14 protein-coding genes are annotated in these 17,628 nt (G+C 62.9%); 7 read left to right on the top strand and 7 right to left on the bottom strand.

Going from position 1 to position 17,628, the window contains the following annotated elements:
• Window positions 1–6 precede the first annotated feature (6 nt).
• Window positions 7–1,035, bottom strand: coding sequence for a trans-3-hydroxy-L-proline dehydratase (locus DT068_RS26705; RefSeq protein WP_119392941.1), 1,029 nt, complete (start codon window positions 1,033–1,035; stop codon window positions 7–9).
• 67 nt (window positions 1,036–1,102) lie between these two features.
• Here DT068_RS26705 and DT068_RS26710 point away from each other — a divergent pair, with 67 nt between their 5' ends.
• The gene (locus DT068_RS26710; RefSeq protein ID WP_119392942.1) at window positions 1,103–1,642 is read left to right on the top strand and encodes a TIGR00645 family protein; all 540 of its coding nucleotides are present in this window, start codon (window positions 1,103–1,105) and stop codon (window positions 1,640–1,642) included.
• Here DT068_RS26710 and DT068_RS26715 read toward each other — a convergent pair.
• The 4 genes from DT068_RS26715 to DT068_RS26730 form a co-directional block, all read right to left on the bottom strand.
• Entirely contained in the window at window positions 1,586–3,022 is a 1,437-nt protein-coding gene (locus DT068_RS26715; protein ID WP_119392943.1) for a sodium:proton antiporter, read from the bottom strand. The genes DT068_RS26710 and DT068_RS26715 overlap by 57 nt on opposite strands.
• A 78-nt stretch (window positions 3,023–3,100) precedes the next feature.
• Window positions 3,101–4,261 (bottom strand): acetyl-CoA acetyltransferase, encoded by a 1,161-nt coding sequence (locus DT068_RS26720; protein WP_119392944.1) that lies wholly within the window; start codon window positions 4,259–4,261, stop codon window positions 3,101–3,103.
• Window positions 4,262–4,304: 43 nt separating this feature from the next.
• Window positions 4,305–5,681: a glutamine synthetase family protein gene (locus tag DT068_RS26725; protein WP_119392945.1), complete on the bottom strand. Its 1,377-nt coding sequence runs from the start codon at window positions 5,679–5,681 to the stop codon at window positions 4,305–4,307.
• Window positions 5,682–5,699: 18 nt separating this feature from the next.
• Window positions 5,700–7,052 carry an aspartate aminotransferase family protein gene (locus tag DT068_RS26730; protein ID WP_119392946.1) on the bottom strand — a complete coding sequence of 451 codons (1,353 nt, stop codon included), beginning with the start codon at window positions 7,050–7,052 and terminating at the stop codon, window positions 5,700–5,702.
• A 126-nt stretch (window positions 7,053–7,178) separates the two neighbouring features.
• Between DT068_RS26730 and DT068_RS26735 the strand changes: the two genes are divergently transcribed.
• The gene (locus DT068_RS26735) at window positions 7,179–8,036 is read left to right on the top strand and encodes a D-amino-acid transaminase (protein ID WP_119392969.1); all 858 of its coding nucleotides are present in this window, start codon (window positions 7,179–7,181) and stop codon (window positions 8,034–8,036) included.
• 286 nt (window positions 8,037–8,322) lie between these two features.
• Here the strand turns inward: DT068_RS26735 and betA are convergent, their stop codons facing one another.
• Together betA and DT068_RS26745 are read right to left on the bottom strand one after the other, a co-directional pair.
• Window positions 8,323–9,978, bottom strand: coding sequence for a choline dehydrogenase (betA, locus tag DT068_RS26740; protein WP_119392947.1), 1,656 nt, complete (start codon window positions 9,976–9,978; stop codon window positions 8,323–8,325).
• Window positions 9,979–10,094: 116 nt separating this feature from the next.
• Window positions 10,095–10,997, bottom strand: coding sequence for a MurR/RpiR family transcriptional regulator (locus tag DT068_RS26745; RefSeq protein ID WP_119392948.1), 903 nt, complete (start codon window positions 10,995–10,997; stop codon window positions 10,095–10,097).
• Window positions 10,998–11,190: 193 nt separating this feature from the next.
• On the opposite strand from DT068_RS26745, the gene DT068_RS26750 reads away from it, so the two are divergent.
• From DT068_RS26750 to DT068_RS26770, 5 genes are all read left to right on the top strand, one after another.
• On the top strand, window positions 11,191–11,970 hold the full coding sequence (locus DT068_RS26750; protein WP_119392949.1) for an N-formylglutamate amidohydrolase: 780 nt from the start codon (window positions 11,191–11,193) through the stop codon (window positions 11,968–11,970).
• Between the two features lie 34 nt (window positions 11,971–12,004).
• Window positions 12,005–13,486, top strand: a complete 1,482-nt coding sequence (locus tag DT068_RS26755) for an amino acid permease (protein ID WP_119392950.1) — start codon at window positions 12,005–12,007, stop codon at window positions 13,484–13,486.
• A 66-nt stretch (window positions 13,487–13,552) separates the two neighbouring features.
• Window positions 13,553–14,929 (top strand): glutamine synthetase family protein, encoded by a 1,377-nt coding sequence (locus tag DT068_RS26760; RefSeq protein ID WP_368905273.1) that lies wholly within the window; start codon window positions 13,553–13,555, stop codon window positions 14,927–14,929.
• A gap of 12 nt (window positions 14,930–14,941) precedes the next feature.
• Window positions 14,942–16,336, top strand: a complete 1,395-nt coding sequence (locus DT068_RS26765) for an aldehyde dehydrogenase family protein (RefSeq protein ID WP_119392952.1) — start codon at window positions 14,942–14,944, stop codon at window positions 16,334–16,336.
• Window positions 16,337–16,341: 5 nt separating this feature from the next.
• A complete protein-coding gene (locus DT068_RS26770) occupies window positions 16,342–17,502 on the top strand; it encodes an iron-containing alcohol dehydrogenase (protein ID WP_119392953.1) in 1,161 nt (386 codons plus the stop codon).
• The last annotated feature ends 126 nt before the right edge of the window (window positions 17,503–17,628 follow it).

Here is a 17,628-nt window from a genome sequence, read left to right on the forward strand (position 1 = left end):
GGTTGCCTAGCTGTTGGGCCAGGTGTCGGCAATCTTGTAGCCCGCCGGCCACGGATCATCCGGATCGAGCAGCAAGGTCGTGTTGCCGGTGATCCAGGCGCGGCCCGAGATCGAAGGGATGATCGCCTTGCGGCCGGCCACCGGCACTTCCTCCTCGATGCGTCCGTAGAAGCGGGATTCGATGATCGAGCGGCCGATGAAGCTCTCGCCCTGCTTCAGCAGGCCCCGGGCATGGAGCACGGCCATCAGGGCCGAGCAGCCGGTACCGGTCGGCGAGCGGTCGAGCTTGCCCGGATTGACGACGCAGGCATTGCGGCTGGACAGGACGCCATCGATCCTTTCGGGCTCGCCGCACATGAAGCAGAAGGAAATGTGATCCCAGCCGGTCAAGACGGGATGCTTGAAGCCCAGTTGCTCATTCGCCGCAGCGACGAGCTTGCGGCCGATCACCGCGATATCGCGCGCCTCGTCGGGCCGCATGGCGAAGCCGAAATCCCTGGCCCTGGCCATGACGAAGCTGTCGCCGCCGAAGGCGATGTCGACCGTGACGGCGCCGATGCCCGGCACCTCGATCACCTGATCGAGCCGGTCGGCAAAGGAGGGGACGTTGCGCAAGGTGATGCGCTCGGCCTTGCCGTTCCGGCAGTCGGCGCGGATGCGGATGAGGCCGGCCGGCGCCTCGAGGGTGAGTTCCGTCACAGGCTCGGTCATCGGCAAAATGCCGGCATCGAGCAGGACGGTCGCGACGCAAATGCAGTTCGAGCCCGACATCGGCGGCGTATCTTCCGGCTCCATGATGATGAAGCCCATCTGGGCGTCCGGATGCCTGGGCGGAACCAGCAAATTGACATGGCGGAAGACGCCGCCCCGCGGCTCGTTGAGTACGAAATTGCGCAAAGTCCCGTCCGTGGCGATGAAGCGCGACTGCTCCCACAGGGTGTCGCCCGGCGGCGGCGCCACGCCGCCCACGATGACATCGCCGACTTCGCCCTCGGCGTGACAGCCGACGATCTGGATGGCCTTGCGGCTGCGCATGATTTCTGCCTCTTGTTTGCCCGAATTGGCAGGTTATGAGAAAGCCCGAATAAACGGAAGGAGCCCCATGAAATCCATCGAACGCCTCGTCGAATCGATCATCCTTGCCTCGCGCTGGCTGCTCGTCGTGTTCTATCTCGGCCTCGCTTTGGCGCTTGCCATCTATGCCTTCTCCTTCGGCAAGAAGCTCCTCGAATTCATCAGCAAGGTCATGGTGCTCGAGGACACCGATACGATCCTCAAGATGCTGGGGCTGATCGATGCGGCCCTGGTGGCGAGCCTCGTCGTCATGGTGATCATCTCGGGCTATGAGAATTTCGTGAGCCGTTTCGACAATGGCGAAGTCCACTGGCTCGGCAAGATCGATGCGGGCTCGCTCAAGGTGAAAGTCGCCTCGACGATCGTCGCCATCTCGTCGATCCACTTGCTGCAGGTCTTCCTCAATTCGGCGCAGTATACGTCCGAGCAGATCATGTGGCTGACGATCATGCATATGGCCTTCGTGGCTTCGGCGATCTTCCTCGCTTTCATCGACAAGGTGATGAAAGGCTCACATGTAGAAGACGAAGGTCAGGATCACGAAGAGCGGAAGCAGGATCGTGCATGACCACAGCATGTAACCGAAGAAGCCCGGCATCCTGACCCTGGCGCGCCGGGCCATCGAATAGATCATGAAGTTGGGCGCATTGCCGATGTAAGTGAGGGCGCCCATGAAGACGGCGCCGGCCGAGATGGCGGTGAGCGTCATGGCCCCTTCATTCATGAGGATCTGGGGATTGCCGCCCGCCAGCTCGAAGAAGACGAGATAGGTGGGCGCATTGTCGAGGAAGGCCGACAGCCCGCCGGTGAGCCAGAAATAAGCAGGATTGCTCGCATCGCCGCTCGCATCGGTCACCAAGGCGACGATCGGCGCGAACAGGCCGGCACCGCCGGCCTTGAGCATGGCCAGCACCGGGATGATGGTGATGAAGATGCCGGCGAAGAGCTTGGCCACCTCCTTGATCGGGTCCCATGAGAAGGTGTTGGCGTGGCGGTCGCCCTTGGGCGTCACCGCCAGCGAGACCAGGGTCACGGCGACCATCACGAGGTCGCGCAGGATATTCTCGATCTCGGCATCGACGCCGAGAATGTGGACGGTGCCGAGCTCGGTCGAGGCGCTGAGCAGGATGGCGCCGATGATCACGCCGAGAAGCACGATGTTGAGCCTGCCGGACAGCTTGAGCGGCAGGCGGTCGGGCGTGGGATCGGGTTTCGAATGGCCGTCCCGGCGATAGATGACGGTGTCGAGGACGAAGAAGAGGCCGAGCAGCACCGCCGACAGGAACAGCGTCTCGGACAGCAGGTGCTCGGTCGTCCAGAAGAAATCGACGCCGCGCAGAAAGCCCAGAAACAGCGGCGGATCGCCGAGGGGGGTGAGCGAGCCGCCGATATTGGCGACCAGGAAGATGAAGAAGATCACCACATGGGCATTGCGCTTGCGGTCGTCATTGGCGCGCAAGAGCGGGCGGATCATCACCATGGCGGCGCCGGTGGTGCCGGTGAAGCTCGCGAGCGCCGTGCCGGTGGCGAGAAGCCCGGTATTGACGGCGGGCGAGCCGTGCAGGTTGCCGCGCAGCACGATGCCGCCCGCCACGGTGTAGAGCGCCAGGAGCAGCAGGATGAAGGGGATATATTCGAGGATCATCGCATGGCCGAGCGCCGCGACGGCCGTGCCTGCGTCATGGAGCGCGAAGAGCGGAATGATGATGAGGGCGGCCCAGAAGGCGGCGATCTTGCCCTGGTGCCGCTCCCAGAAATGATGCGCCAGCAGCGGGAAGAGCGCGATCGACAGGAGAATGCCGAGGAAAGGCAAGGCCCAGGGGAAGGCAAGCCCGGCGCCGTCGAGTTCGGCAGCGTGGGCGGCTTGCGGGCTGAGGATCATGATGAGCGAAAGAACGGAGAGAAGGGCGCGCTTTATGTGCAAAGGCGTCGCTGCGTGTATGCTCATAGTGGAAAGCCCCTCACCCTCCCCATTGCTGCGCAATGGGTCCCCTCCCTCTCCCCGCTGAAGCGGGGCGAGGGTATCTCATCGAAGCCGCTCGAGGATCGAAACGTAATTGGCAACCGCGGCGCCCCCCATATTGAATATCCCGGCCAGCTTCGCATCCTTGACCTGCATGCCCTCCGCTTTTCCCTCGAGCTGGAGGGCGGCCATCACATGCATCGACACACCGGTGGCGCCGATCGGATGGCCCTTCGATTTGAGGCCGCCAGAGGGATTGACCGGCAATTTTCCATCCTTGGCGGTCCAGCCCTCGGCAATGGCGCGCGCGCCTTCGCCCTTGGGCGTCAGGCCCATGGCTTCATATTCAAGAAGCTCGGCGATGGTGAAGCAGTCATGCGTCTCGACAAGTGAGAGGTCGGAGAGCGAGGTGCCGGCTCGTTCATGCGCCTTTTTCCAGGCGACCTCGCAGCCCTCGAAACTGACGATGTCGCGTGCCGACATCGGCAGATAGTCCTGGACATGGGCGAGCGCCCGCAGATGAATCGCTTTCGGAAAGCGCAGCGCGGTCTCCGTATCGCACATCACGACGGCCGCGGCGCCATCCGAAACGAGAGAGCAGTCGGTGCGCCGCAAGGGACCGGCGACGCGTGGATTCTTGTCCGAGATCGTATTACAGAACTCGACCGACAGCTCCTTGCGCAATTGCGCATAAGGATTGGCGACACCGTTCCTGTGGTTCTTGGCGGCGATCATGGCGAGCGCCTCCGAGCGGTCGCCATAGCGCTGGAAATAGAGTTCGGCAATGCGCCCGAAGATGCCGGCGAAGCCACCCGGCGTGTCGCCTTCCTCGGCGCGGTAGGAAGCGTTGAGCAGGATGTCGCCGATCTGGTCGCCGGGCGCCGTCGTCATCTTCTCGGCACCCACCACCAGCACGAAGCGGCCGGTCCTGGCCTTGATGGCCATGTCGGCCGCATGAACCGCGGCGCTGCCGGTGGCGCAGGCATTCTCGACCCGGGTCGCCGGCTTGAAGCGGAGATCGGGCGATGCCTTGAGCGCGAAGGCGGCCGGAAAGGACTGCTTCTCGAAACCGCCGAAATTGCCGACATAGATGGTGTCGATGTCCTTGGGCGACAGGCCCGCATCGGCAATCGCTTCGGCGGCGATGCCGGCGATCAGGCTCTCCAGCGTCTCGGCCTCGAGCTTGCCGAATTTCGAATGCGCCCAGCCGATGATGGCGGTCATGGGTCAGCTCCTTGAGAAATAAACTCACTGACCCATAACATAATCATATGGTCCGCAGATACCACTCGAAATCGCGCGCCGTCGGCTCGGCGTTGAAGCGGTCGGCCTCGACCTCCTTCAGCGTGCAGAAGGTGTCGACGAAGTCCTTGCCGAAATACTCCTTGAGGATCGAGGCGCGCCAGAAGGCGTCGATCGCGTCATACCAGTTGCCGGGAATGTATTTGGCCCGCTTCTCATAGCCATTGCCGCTGACGGGCGCGCCCGGATCGAGCTTTTCGGTGATGCCGTGATGCATGCCGGCGAGAATGGCCGCCATCACCAGATAGGGATTGGCGTCGGCACCCGCGGGGCGATGCTCGATGTGGCAGGTCTCGGGCGCGCCGGCCGGGATGCGCAAGGAGACGGTGCGGTTGTTGACGCCCCAGCTCGCCGAGACCGGCGCATAGGAGTTGCGGCGGAAGCGGCGATAGGAATTGGCGTTGGGCGCGAAGATCAACATGGATTCGGCCATCGCCGCCTTGAGGCCGCCCAGCGCGTTGAGGAGGAGCTGGTTTTCCGCAGGGTCAGTGGCGGCGAAGAGGTTCTTGCCCATGCTGTCGGCCAGGCTGACATGGATATGCATGCCGGAGCCCGTCCATTCGGAATAGGGCTTGGCCATGAAGGTGGCGACGAGGCCGTGCTTCTCGGCCACCGCCTTGATCAGGCGCTTCAGCATGATGCCCTCATCGCAGGCCTTGAGCACGTCGCTCCTGTGGCGCAGCACGATCTCCATCTGGCCCGGCGCATATTCCGAAATCAGCGTCTTGGCCGGCAGGTTCTGGATGCCGGCAAAGCCATAGAGGTCGTCGAAGAAAGGCGCGAAGTCGTCGAGATCCTGCAGATGATAGGCCTGGTAATGCTGAGGCCTGGCGCCATTGGTGAGCGCCTTGGGCGCCCTGGGGGTTCCGGCGAAAGCCGACTCGCGGTCCATGAGGAAGAATTCGAGCTCGACCGCGCCGACCGGCGTCATGTCGAATTCCGTGAAGCGCTGGACGATCTTTTCGAGCGCATTGCGCGGATCGGCATAATGCGGCTTGCCGTCGAGATCGCGGGCCGACGCGATATATTGCGCCGCCGGTGCGCTCGTCCACGGGATGGTCACCATGCTGCCGGGCGCCGGCCACAGCAGGAGATCGCGGTCGCCCTCATCGAAGACGAGGCCGGTCTCGGGCACGTCCTGGCCGGTGGCATCGAGGACGAGGGCCGAGATCGGCAGGAAGCGGCCGTCGCGCCAGGCCGGAACCAGCTCGTCGCGGCGCAGGATCTTGCCGCGCTGGATGCCGCAGAGGTCGGTCCAGATCAGATGGAAGCTTTCGATTCCGGGATGGGCATCGAGGAAGCTTTGCGCTTCCGCCTGACGTCCTGGGGTGATGACGGTCATGATTTCAACTCCATCCCGTCAGACGAGCTCGGCCAGGCAGTGGTCGAGGCCCTGGATCAGGCTCTCGACATGGGCCTTTGTCGTCGCGGGACAAACAAGCATCATATTGTGGAACGGCGTGATGACCACGCCGCGGTTCAGAAGATAGTGATGGATGGCCATGTCGACCGGCTGGTGAATGATGCGCGCCGCCTCGCCGCCATTGCGCGGACGATCGGGGCTGCACATGAACTCCACCCGGGCGCCGACGCGCACGACATGCCACGGCGCCCCATATTTGATGATGACATCCGCGATCCCTTTTTCGAGCCGCTTGGCGAGCTCGATCAAAGGCGCGAAAGCCTCCCGGGTGAAATAGGTCTCGAGCATGGTGCGCATCAGCGCCAGCTGCAATTTCGAGCCTGACAGAGTGGTGCCGATGCCGGAATGTCCGGGTGTGCGGGTTGCGAGATAGGCGCGGATGCGCTGCGCGATCTCGTCGGAAAAGCCATAGACCGCGGCCGGAACGCCGCCGGCGATCGGCTTGCCGAGGACGATGGCGTCGGGCTCGAGGCCGCTGGCGCCTGAATAGCCGCCGGGGCCTGATGACATGCAATGGGTCTCATCCATCACCAGGATGGTGCCGGTGCGCCTGGTGATGGCCCGCAGCGCCGCGAGGAAACCATCATCGGGCAGCACCATGCCGATATTCGTCATCACCGGCTCGGCGAGGACGCAGGCGACGTCGCTGGGGCTAAGGGCTGCTTCGAGGGCGGCGATGTCGTTGAACTCCACCACTTTTGTCAGCTCGTTGAGATCGCGCGGCTCGCCGATCAGCGCCGGATCGGCAATCTGCCGGCCATTGGCGAGGCTGACAAAGGTCTCGTCCACAGCGCCATGATAGCAGCCATTGAAGATGAGGATCTTCTTGCGCCCGGTGATGGCGCGGCACCAGCGCAGCACGGAACGGTTGGCGTCGGAGGCGGTCGCCGTCACCTGCCAGAAAGGCAGGCCGAAACGCTCGGCCAGCAATTCACCGACAACCGGCGCATCGGGCGAGGGCAGCATGGTGGTGAAGCCGTCCTCGGAGGCCCGGCGCAAGGTCTCGGCCAGCGCCCTGGGGCTGTGGCCGAACATGGCGCCGGTGTCGCCCAGGCAGAAATCGACATAGGAATTGCCGTCGGCATCGGTGAGATCGACGCCCGAGGCTTTGGCGATGAACAGGGGAAAAGGTGTGCCCCAATCCACCATCCAGTGCATCGGAACGCCGCGCAGCCAGTGTTTCGAGGATTGATCCGCCAAGGTCCCGGATTTCGGATTGCGCTGGAGAAAAAGGGCCTTTTCACGCGTCAGCATCGCCTCGACCGAGGCATCCGTGATCCGGGAGGGCATGATATCCTTGCAGGTCGTTGATCTGGGGCATCTTCCTAGCCGGGGCAGGGGTGCGGGCACAACCCCCATGGATTTTCCCGCGAAAATCTGGTTTGAGACTGCGTCCACGCCATAAAGGGAATGCCGATGAGCCGCGTCGTCTATGTGAATGGAAGCTATGTGCCCGAAAATGAGGGGAAGGTGTCGATCTTCGATCGCGGCTTCCTGTTCGCCGACGGCGTCTATGAAGTGACGGCGGTGATCAATGGCAGGCTGGTCGATTATGACCCGCATATGGAGCGGCTCGAGCGCTCGCTCAAGGAAATCGAGATGGCCTGGCCGTGCAGCAAGGCCGAACTCAGGCAGATGCATGAGGAGCTCATCAAGCGCAACAAGCTCGATGAAGGCATCATCTATATGCAGGTGACGCGGGGCGCCGCCGACCGCGACTTCAAATTCCCCAAGGAATCGAAATCGACGCTCATCGCCTTCACCCAGGTGCAGAAGCTGCTCGATAACCCGCATGCGGTGACGGGCGTCAAGGTCGTCACCATTCCGGATATCCGCTGGGCGAGGCGCGACATCAAATCGGTGATGCTGCTCGCCCCCGTGCTCGGCAAGCAGCGCGCCTATGAGCAGGGCGCCTTCGAAGGCTGGATGATCGAGGACGGCAAGATCACCGAGGGCACCTCGTCCAATGCCTATATCGTCAAGGACGGCAAGGTCATCACAAGGCCGTTGTCGAACAGCATCCTCGCCGGCTGCACGCGGCGCATGCTGTTCCGCATGGCGAAGGAGCACGGCGTCGCCATCGAGGAGCGATTGTTCACGCCGGACGAAGCCTATGCGGCGGATGAGGCCTTCCTCACCAGCGCGTCGAACTTCGTCCTGCCGATCGTCGAGATCGACGGCAAGCGCGTCGGCGGCGGCCAGCCGGGCCCCGTGGTGCGCAAATTGCGCGAGATCTATCTGGATGAAGCGCGCGCCCAGGCGGGCGTGAAGTAAGCAAACTTCTTGCAAGCATTCCCCCTCGCCCGTTGCGAAGCAATGGGAGAGGGTGCCCGACAGGGCGGGTGAGGGTTCTTCTTCGGATATGATCCTGCCGGCCGTGAAAGAGTCGTGGCGCCTCACAAAATCTAAGAACGAAGAGCCCTCATCCGGCCTCTCGCCTTCGCGAAGCCGGAACTTCGTGTCGGCCGAGCAAGATCGCTTCGCTTCGGCGGAGCAAGGTCGGCCACCTTCTCCCATGCTGCGCACGGGAGAAGGGAAAACCTATTGAGAGCGCAATTATCTACCTCTGGCTTGTCCGCCAGTCCGGATTGATCCACGGCTCCTGATTGGACGGCGGCAGCGGATCGCGGCCGAGGATATGATCGGACGCTTTCTCGCCGATCATGATCGAGGGCCCGTTGAGATTGCCGTTGGTGATGCGCGGCATGATCGATGAATCGGCGACGCGCAAGGCATCGATGCCGATGACGCGGCATTCGGAATCGACCACCGCCATCGGATCCGTGGCCGCCCCCATGCGGCAGGTGCCGCAAGGGTGGAAGGCGCTTTCGCAGTGATCGCGGATGAAGCCGTCGAGCTCGGCATCGCTCCTGAGGTTCTCGCCCGGCTGGATCTCGCGGCCCTTATAGGGCCTGAGCGCCTCCTGCTCGAAAATCTCGCGGGTGAGGCGCATGGCGGCGCGGAATTCGGTCCAGTCGTCCGGATGCGACATGTAATTGAACCTGATGACCGGCGCTTCCCGGGGCTCGCGCGATTTCGCTTTCACGAAGCCGCGCGACTTGGAGCGCATCGGCCCGACATGGACCTGGAAGGAATGGCCCTTGGCCGCGGCCCTGCCGTCATAGCGGATGGCGATCGGCAGGAAATGATATTCGATGTCGGGATATTCGATGCCGGCCGATGAGCGGATGAAGCCACAGCTCTCGAAGTGATTGGTGGCGCCGAGCCCGGTCTTGAACAACAGCCATTCGAGCCCGATGAGGCCCTTGGCGAAGAGATTGAGGGCCGGCAGCAGGGACACGGGCTTCAGGCTCTCCATCTGGAAATAGACTTCGAGATGGTCCTGCAGGTTCTCGCCCACGCCCGGCAGATCCCGGAGGGGCTCGATGCCGAGCGATTTCAGATGCGCCGCATCGCCAATGCCGGAAAGCTGCAGCAGCTTGGGCGAGTTGATGGCGCTCGCCGCCAGGATCACCTCGCGGCGCGCTTGTGCGACCAGCACTTCGCCGCCGCGCTCATATTCGACGCCCGTGGCGCGCCTGTTCTCGATCACGATGCGGCGCACGAAAGCGCGGGTGGTAAGCTTCACATTCGATCGCTTGAGGGCAGGGCGCAAATAGGCATTGGCCGCCGACCAGCGCCTTCCCTGCCAGATGGTCTGCTCCATGGCGCCGAAGCCTTCCTGCCGGCGGCCATTGTAGTCTTCGGTGACGGGATAGCCCGCCTGCCTGCCGGCCTCGACGAAGGCGCGGTAGAGCGGGTTGGCGAGCTTTCCGCGCGTGATATGCAGGGGGCCTTGCGTGCCGCGCCAGTCATCCTCGCCGCCATGCGATGATTCCATGCGCTTGTAGTAAGGCAGCACATGGCGGAAGCCCCAGCCTTTGGCGCCCATCTCCTCCCAGCCATCGAAATCCCTTGCATGGCCCCTGACATAGACCATGCCATTGATCGAGGATGAGCCGCCGATCACCTTGCCGCGCGGTGTGACAAGGCGGCGGCCGCCCAAAGCCGGCTCGGGCTCGGCAATGAAGCCCCAGTCATAGGTGGACATGTTCATCGGATAGGACAAAGCGGAGGGCATCTGGATGAACGGGCCCGCATCGGTGCCGCCATATTCGAGCACGAGCACGCTGTGGCGGCCGTCTTCCGACAGGCGGTGCGCCATGGCGGAGCCCGCCGATCCCGATCCGATGATGATGAAGTCGAACGACTCCATGTCCCCTCCCTTTGAGCAAATCCCGAAGTGCTGCAACTTCGCCGGGATGCGCGCTGAAAGCCCTTATATCCTTGTTTTGATAGTGGATGGCACGGCGCCGGGCCGCGCGCAATGCGTCATGAATTGCGGCGTAAGCGTCCTGACAGGGTGATGCCCGGCAGGGCTGAAGTGAGGCTTTCGAGCTCGCGGATGCGGCTCTCGGTCTCAGGCCAGCGGCGGTCGACGATGTCGGCAATGAGCGCCTCGATCATGAAGAGGGTGGCGACATTGGAGTCCCAACCGGAGGGCGCGTCGATGCGCAGCGGAAATGCGTGGGTGGCCACGCTTGCGATCGGAGACATCCACTGGTCGGTGAACAGGACGATCTTCACCTTGCGGTCATAAGCGAGGCTGGCGAATTCGGCGAGGCGCGGATCGTAGCGGCGCACATCGAAGGCGATGAGGATGTCGCCGCGCTTCATGTTGAGCAGATATTGCGGCCAGGAGGCGGGCTGCGCCGGCATCAGCGTGACCTGGGGCCGGATCATGTGCAGGTGGGTGTGGAGATATTCGGCGAGCGGCCTGGTGATGCGCCCGCCGATGACATGCACGGCCTGATGGTGATCGGCGATGAGATCGGCGATGCGATCGAAGCTCCGGTGATCCACCAGCTTGAGCGAGCCGCGCAGGTTCTCCATCACCGCATCGGCGAAGCGGTTGAGCACATGGGCGTCGGGCGCGTCCTGCGACCAGCGCTGGTGGCGGGCGATCGGGTCCTGCAATTGCGCCTTGACCTCGCCGCGCAGGGCCGCCTGGAAGGACGGAAAGCCGGCAAAGCCCAGCTTCTTGGCGAGACGCAAGGCGGTGGGCGTCGACACGCGGGCGACCTTGGCGAATTCGGTGATGCTCGACAGGCCGGCGACCGGATAGCTGGCGAGGAGCGCATTGGCGAGCTTGTGCTCGGACGGCGTCAGCCGGGTCGAAGCAAGCCTGATGCGCTCGGCGACAGTTTCGGATTTTTTCGGGTTTTCCACCTTCATGCACAGGCTTTGTAACGAATTTGACAGGGGAAGGCGATTCTGAAATGATCCTTCCAGCGGGGTGGGCGCTTTCCGCCAAAGTTGTTCGACTTTGGCGATGAGAAAGCGCCCCAAATTGAGGATCGAGCCTTTGCCCGTCGGATCGAATCTTACGATTCGATCCAACGGGAAGGCTCTATGGGGATGCTTCTCCATGAGTGGGCTGCTTCGCCCGGATGAAGGCGAGCCGGTGATCGTCGTGAATGGAGACGGGAAGTCGCCCGTCGTCCTGGTCTGCGAGCATGCCGGCAAGGTGATCCCCAGGTCGCTGGGATCGCTGGGGCTTTCGGACGAGGAACTGAGCCGCCATATCGCCTGGGATATCGGCGCCGAGGCCGTTTCACGGCTCGTCGCCAAGGCTCTCGATGCGCCGCTCCTTGTGCAGCGCTATTCCCGTCTCGTCTATGACTGCAACCGTCCGCCCGAATCGCCCGACGCCATGCCGGTGATGAGCGAGACGACCCGCATCCCCGGCAACGACAATCTGACGCCCGAGAACCGGCTGGCGCGGATCAGCGAAATCTACCGGCCCTTCCATGACCGGGTGGCAAGGCTTCTCGACCATCGTGCCGCGCGCGGCATCTCTTCGCTGTTCGTCACCATCCACAGTTTCACCCCGGTCTACAAGGGCGCCAGGCGTTTGCTCGATCTCGGCGTCCTGCATGACCGCGATACGCGGCTGGCCGACAAGCTTCTCGCCGCCTTCGGACGGCTGAAGGACGTCGTCGTCAAGCGCAACGAGCCCTACGGGCCTGAGGATGGCGTCTGCCATACGCTCAACCTGCATGCGCAGCCGCGGGGGCTTGCCTATGCGATGCTGGAAATCCGCAATGATCTGATCGCCCAGGATGCGGGACAAAAACTATGGGCGGAACGTCTTGCCGAGGTCCTGGGCGCGCTGTCGCTACCGCAGCCCCGGCGCGCCGCCTCGTGAGGAAACGTGCGTAGACAATAACAGGAGGGAACCTATGTCTCAGTTGGAAAGCGGTGGCGTCAGCTACAAGAAAGCTGAAGCCGATTATTTCGAGAAACGACATCTCCAGCGTTATGCCGGAATCTGGTCGCTATGGGCGCTGGGCGTCGGCGCCGTCATCTCCGGCCATTTCTCCGGCTGGAACTTTGGCTTCGCGACCGGCGGATGGGGCGGCCTTCTGGTTGCCGGCGCCATTATCGCGGTGATGTATCTCGGTCTCGTCTTCTGCATCGCCGAGATGTCGCCGGCGTTGCCGCATACGGGTGCCGCCTATTCCTTCGGGCGCACCGCCATGGGGCCGTGGGGCGGCTTCATCACCGGCCTGTGCGAGAATGTCGAATATGTGGTGACACCGGCGGTGATCGTGACCTTCATCACTGCCTATGTGAACAGCATCTTCGGTTTCGACCCCACCTACTCGCCGATAATATGGGTCGTCACCTATCTGATCTTCCTCTGTCTCAACATCTTCGGCGTGGCGTTGTCGTTCCGGGTGACATTGACCGTCACGCTGCTGTCGCTGGCGGTGCTGATCATCTTCTGGTTCAGCGCCTTTCCGAACATGGATTTCAGCCGCTGGGCCCTCAATATCGGGCCGGACGGCGCCGAGCTTCCGGAAGGCAATGGCCCGCTGTTCCCGACCGGCATCTCGGGCATCCTGGCCTCGCTGCCTTTCGCGGTCTGGCTCTTCCTCGCCATCGAGCAATTGCCGCTGGCGGCGGAAGAATCGGTCGATCCCAAGCGCGACATGCCAAAGGGCATCATCCTCGGCATGGTGACGCTGATCATCTCGGCCTTCATGATCGTGCTGCTCAACCCGTCGGTCGTCGGCGTCGGATCCCATAAGCTCGGCTCCTCGCTGGAGCCGCTGCTCGACGGCTTCCGCGCCATCTATGGCGATATCGGCGTGGTCGTGCTCGGCATCATGGCGCTGACCGGCCTCATCGCGAGCTTCCACACGATCCTGTTCGCGCAAGGGCGGCAGATCTACTCCCTGTCGCGGGCAGGCTATTTCCCCAAGGGACTGTCGATCACTCACTCGACCTATCGGACCCCGCATATCGCGATGATCGTCGGCTCAATCGTCGGCCTCCTGATCATGCTGATCATCTGGTTCTCGCTCGGGGCCGAGAAGGGTGGCTCCATCATCGGCAGCGTGCTGCTCAACATGGCGGTGTTCGGGGCAATGTTCTCCTACATCCTGCAGGCGATCTCCTTCATCCTGCTGAGGAAGAACCAGCCCAATATGGAACGGCCCTATCGCAGCCCGCTGGGCGAATGGGGGGCCTGGGTTACGATCGTCATCGGGCTCGTCACGCTTGTCTACCAGGTCCAGGACCCGAACTTCTTCTATGGCGTGTTCTGGGTCGGCGTGTGGTTCGTGCTGGCGATCATCTATTTCGCGCTGGTCGGCCGCCACAAGCTCATCCTCTCGCCCGAGGAGGAGTTCGCGATGGAGCATCGCGCCAAGTCATAGCAGTCAACAAGGGCGGCGCGGGACAGTCCCGCGCCGCTTTCATTTTGCGTGATCGAGAGGAAGAAAATGGTTCAAGGCATGCTGACGCTCGCCCAGCTCAGACAAGAGGTTGCGGCCGGCACTATCGATACGGTTGTCGCGGCGTTGCCCGACATGCAGGGGCGGCTCATGGGCAAGCGTTTCCATGCGCAGTATTTCGTCGACGGCGCCCATGAGGAGACGCATGCCTGCAACTATCTGCTCACCGTCGATGTCGATATGGAGCCGGTGCCGGGCTACAAGGCGGCAAGCTGGCACCAGGGCTATGGCGATTTCGTCCTCAAGCCCGATCTCTCCACCTTGCGGGCGACCCCCTGGCTCGAGAAGACGGCGCTGGTGCTGTGCGACGTGCTCGACCACCATGATCATTCGCCGGTGCCGCATGCGCCGCGCAACATCCTCAAGAAGCAGATCGAGCGCCTCGCCAGGATGAAGATGAAGGCCTATATGGCCTCGGAGCTCGAATTCTTCCTGTTCGACGAGAGCTATGAGAGCGCCAGGCAGAAGAGCTACGCCAATCTCGCGACCTCGAGCCACTATATCGAGGACTATCACATCCTGCAGACGACCAAGGAAGAAGGGGTCATGCGGGCGATCCGCAACGGCATCGCCGGTGCCGGCATCCCGGTCGAGAATTCCAAGGGCGAAGCGGCGCCGGGGCAGGAAGAGATCAATGTCAAATATGCGGAAGCCCTCGACATGGCGGACCGTCATGTGATCCTCAAGAACGGCTGCAAGGAAATCGCTTGGTCGCTCGGCAAGGCCATCACCTTCATGGCCAAGTGGAATTACGGCCTTGCCGGCAATTCATCGCATATCCATCAGAGCCTGTGGTCGCTCGACGGCAAGACATCGATGTTCCACGACGCCAAGGGCGATCACGGCATGTCGGCGCTGATGAAGCATTATGTGGCGGGACTTCTCGCCCATGCCGGCGAGATCACCTATTTCCTGGCGCCCTACGTCAACTCCTACAAGCGCTTCATCGCCGGCACCTTCGCGCCGACGCGCGCCATATGGAGCTTCGACAACCGCACCGCCGGCTACCGCCTGTGCGGCGCCGACAGCAAGGCGGTGCGCATCGAATGCCGGGTGGGCGGCGCCGATCTCAATCCCTATCTGGCTTTCGCGGCACTGCTTGCCGCCGGTCTCGACGGCATCGAGAAGAAGATGGCGCTCGAGCCTGCTTTTGCGGGCGATGCCTATGACAAGTCGAAGAAGTTGCGCGAGATCCCCAAGACATTGCGCGATGCGACCGAGCTTCTCGACAAGTCGAAGCTGCTGCGCTCCGCCTTCGGCGATGGCGTCATCGACCACTATGTGCACACGGCAAAGTGGGAGCAGTTCGAATATGACCGGCGCGTCACCGACTGGGAAGTGAGGCGCGGCTTCGAGCAGTATTGAGGAGTTGAGAGAGTGGCCGACAGGATAAAGTGCGTTTCGCCGGTCGACGGCTCGGTCTATGCCGTGCGCCCGGTGGCGAAGAAGAAGGACGTGGCGGCGGCATTCTCGGCCGCCCACGCGGCGCAGGAGAAGTGGCGGCGCGTGCCTCTGCGTGAGCGGGCGAAATACTGCTCGGCCGCGGTCGATGCCATGCTCGCCATGAAGGACGAGATCGTGCCGGAGCTCGCCTGGCAAATGGGCCGGCCGGTGCGCTATGGCGCCGGCGAGCTCAGGGGCTTCGAGGAGCGGGCGCGCTACATGATCGCGATTGCCGAGCGGGCGCTCTCGGATATCCGCCCCGAGCCCAAGGAAGGCTTCCTGCGCTATATCAGGCGCGAGCCGCTGGGCGTCGTCTTCACCATAGCGCCCTGGAACTATCCCTATCTCACCGCCGTCAACTCGATCATCCCGGCGCTGATGGCGGGCAATGCGGTCGTCCTCAAGCATGCGGCGCAGACCATCCTGGTGGGCGAACGCTTCGCCAAGGCCTTCAAGGCGGCCGGCCTGCCCAAGGACGTGTTCCAAAATCTCGTCCTCTCGCATGAGCAGACGGCGCAGATCATCTCGGGCGGCCACGCCAATATGGTGTGCTTCACCGGCTCGGTCGCGGGCGGCAAGGCGATGGAGAAGGCGGCCGCCGGCCGCTTCATCAATGTCGGGCTCGAGCTCGGCGGCAAGGACCCGGCCTATGTGCGTCCCGACGCCAATATGGCGCATGCGATCGAGAACCTGGTCGATGGCGCCTTCTTCAATTCGGGCCAGAGCTGCTGCGGCATCGAGCGCATCTATGTGCACAAGAAGGTGTGGGGCGATTTCGTCGACGGCGTCGTCGACCTGACGAAGAAATACGTGCTGGGCTCGCCGCTCGAGGAAGCAACGACGCTGGGACCCCTGGTGAAGCCGGAAGCGGCGGATTTCGTGCGCAAGCAGATCGCCTCGGCGCTCAGGGGCGGCGCCAGGGCCCATATCGATCCCAAGGCCTTCGCGCATGACAAGAAGGGCTCGGCCTATATGGCCCCGCAAGTGCTGACGGGCGTCAACCACCAGATGTCGGTGATGACGGAAGAGAGCTTCGGACCGGTCGCCGGCATCATGAAAGTGAGCGACGACGAGGAAGCGATCCAGCTCATGAACGACTCGCCCTATGGCCTCACCGCCGCGATCTGGACCGAGGATGCGGAAGCGGCGCAGAAGATCGGCAATGAGATCGAGACCGGCACGGTGTTCATGAACCGCTGCGACTATCTCGATCCGGCCTTGACCTGGACCGGGGTCAAGGATACGGGCCGCGGCGCCACCCTTTCCGTCATCGGCTATGAAGCCCTGACGCGCCCCAAGAGCTATCACCTCAGAACCAAGACGAGCTGACGCAAATGACCATACCGAACCGCAACATCAACTTCCCGACGGCCATCAAATTCGGGGCCGGGCGCATCAAGGAGCTGGCCGAATTGTGCAAGGCCAACGGCATCAAGCGGCCGCTCTTCGTGACCGATCCGGGCCTTGCGCAAATGCCGATGGTCAAGGCGATCCTGGACGACCTCAAGGCGGCGGGCCTCGGCGTGGCGCTGTTCTCCGATGTCAGGCCCAACCCGATCGAGGCCAATATCCATGCCGGCATCAAGGCCTATCGCGCCGGCAATCATGACGGGGTCATCGCCTTTGGCGGCGGCTCGGGCCTCGACATCGGCAAGCTCGTGGCGCTGATGCATGGCCAGACGATCTCGGTCTTCGATCTCGAGGACATCGGCGACTGGTGGACCAGGGCCGATGCCAGCAAGATCTCGCCGATCATCGCGGTGCCGACGACGGCGGGCACGGGCTCGGAAGTCGGCCGCGCCGGCGTCGTCACCCATCCCGAGACGCATGAGAAGAAGATCATCTTCCATCCGGCGATCATGCCGAAAGTAGCGCTGCTCGATCCCGAGCTCTCGGTCGGCCTGCCGGCGAAGCTCACCGCGGCGACCGGCATGGATGCGCTGGCCCATTGTCTCGAAGCCTATTGCGCGCCTTTCTATCATCCGCTTGCCAAGGGTGTGGCGCTCGAGGGCATGGCGCTCATCAAGGACAATCTCGCCAAGGCGGTGAAGAAGGGCAAGGATCTCGACGCGCGGGGCAATATGCTTGTGGCCTCCACCATGGGCGCCACGGCGTTCCAGCGCGGCCTCGGCGCCATCCATGCGCTGTCGCATCCTTTCGGCGGCCTCTATGACGCCCATCATGGGCTCCTCAACGGCATCGTGATGCCCTATGTGCTGAAAGCCAACCGCAAGAAGATCGAGAAGGACATCGAGCGCGCCGCGGCCTATCTCGGCATCAAGGGCGGCTTCAACGGCTTCCTCAAATGGATACTGGCGCTGCGCAAGGAGATCGGGATCCCGCACAAGCTCGCCGATATCGGCATCGACACCAAACGGCTCGACGAAGTGGCCAAGATGGCGATCAAGGATCCCTCCGCCGGCGGCAACCCGATCCAGCTCAGCGAGAAGCAGTACAAGGCGCTGGCGAAGAAATGCGTGACGGGGGATCTGTAGACGCCCGTTTCACCGGTGAAAAATCTTACTGTGTCACAAACGCCTCGTTCGTCTTGTTTTGCGGTGCGGTGAGATAGGGGCTGCACAACAAGGGCATCGTGGCAGTGTGCTGACGAGAGAGGCGAT

This window comes from Taklimakanibacter lacteus, assembly GCA_003576695.1.
GTDB lineage: Bacteria > Pseudomonadota > Alphaproteobacteria > Rhizobiales > Aestuariivirgaceae > Taklimakanibacter > Taklimakanibacter lacteus.

Excerpts from the sequence above, each read along its gene's own strand:
- DT068_RS26720 (WP_119392944.1), bottom strand. The coding sequence starts at position 4,261 with ATGACCGCCATCATCGGCTGGGCGCATTCGAAATTCGGCAAGCTCGAG.
- DT068_RS26750 (WP_119392949.1), top strand. The coding sequence starts at position 11,191 with ATGAGTGGGCTGCTTCGCCCGGATGAAGGCGAGCCGGTGATCGTCGTG.
- DT068_RS26725 (WP_119392945.1), bottom strand. The coding sequence starts at position 5,681 with ATGACCGTCATCACCCCAGGACGTCAGGCGGAAGCGCAAAGCTTCCTC.
- DT068_RS26705 (WP_119392941.1), bottom strand. The coding sequence starts at position 1,035 with ATGCGCAGCCGCAAGGCCATCCAGATCGTCGGCTGTCACGCCGAGGGC.
- betA (WP_119392947.1), bottom strand. The coding sequence starts at position 9,978 with ATGGAGTCGTTCGACTTCATCATCATCGGATCGGGATCGGCGGGCTCC.
- DT068_RS26745 (WP_119392948.1), bottom strand. The coding sequence starts at position 10,997 with ATGAAGGTGGAAAACCCGAAAAAATCCGAAACTGTCGCCGAGCGCATC.
- DT068_RS26735 (WP_119392969.1), top strand. The coding sequence starts at position 7,179 with ATGAGCCGCGTCGTCTATGTGAATGGAAGCTATGTGCCCGAAAATGAG.
- DT068_RS26710 (WP_119392942.1), top strand. The coding sequence starts at position 1,103 with ATGAAATCCATCGAACGCCTCGTCGAATCGATCATCCTTGCCTCGCGC.
- DT068_RS26770 (WP_119392953.1), top strand. The coding sequence starts at position 16,342 with ATGACCATACCGAACCGCAACATCAACTTCCCGACGGCCATCAAATTC.
- DT068_RS26715 (WP_119392943.1), bottom strand. The coding sequence starts at position 3,022 with ATGAGCATACACGCAGCGACGCCTTTGCACATAAAGCGCGCCCTTCTC.
- DT068_RS26760 (WP_368905273.1), top strand. The coding sequence starts at position 13,553 with ATGGTTCAAGGCATGCTGACGCTCGCCCAGCTCAGACAAGAGGTTGCG.
- DT068_RS26730 (WP_119392946.1), bottom strand. The coding sequence starts at position 7,052 with ATGCCCTCCCGGATCACGGATGCCTCGGTCGAGGCGATGCTGACGCGT.
- DT068_RS26755 (WP_119392950.1), top strand. The coding sequence starts at position 12,005 with ATGTCTCAGTTGGAAAGCGGTGGCGTCAGCTACAAGAAAGCTGAAGCC.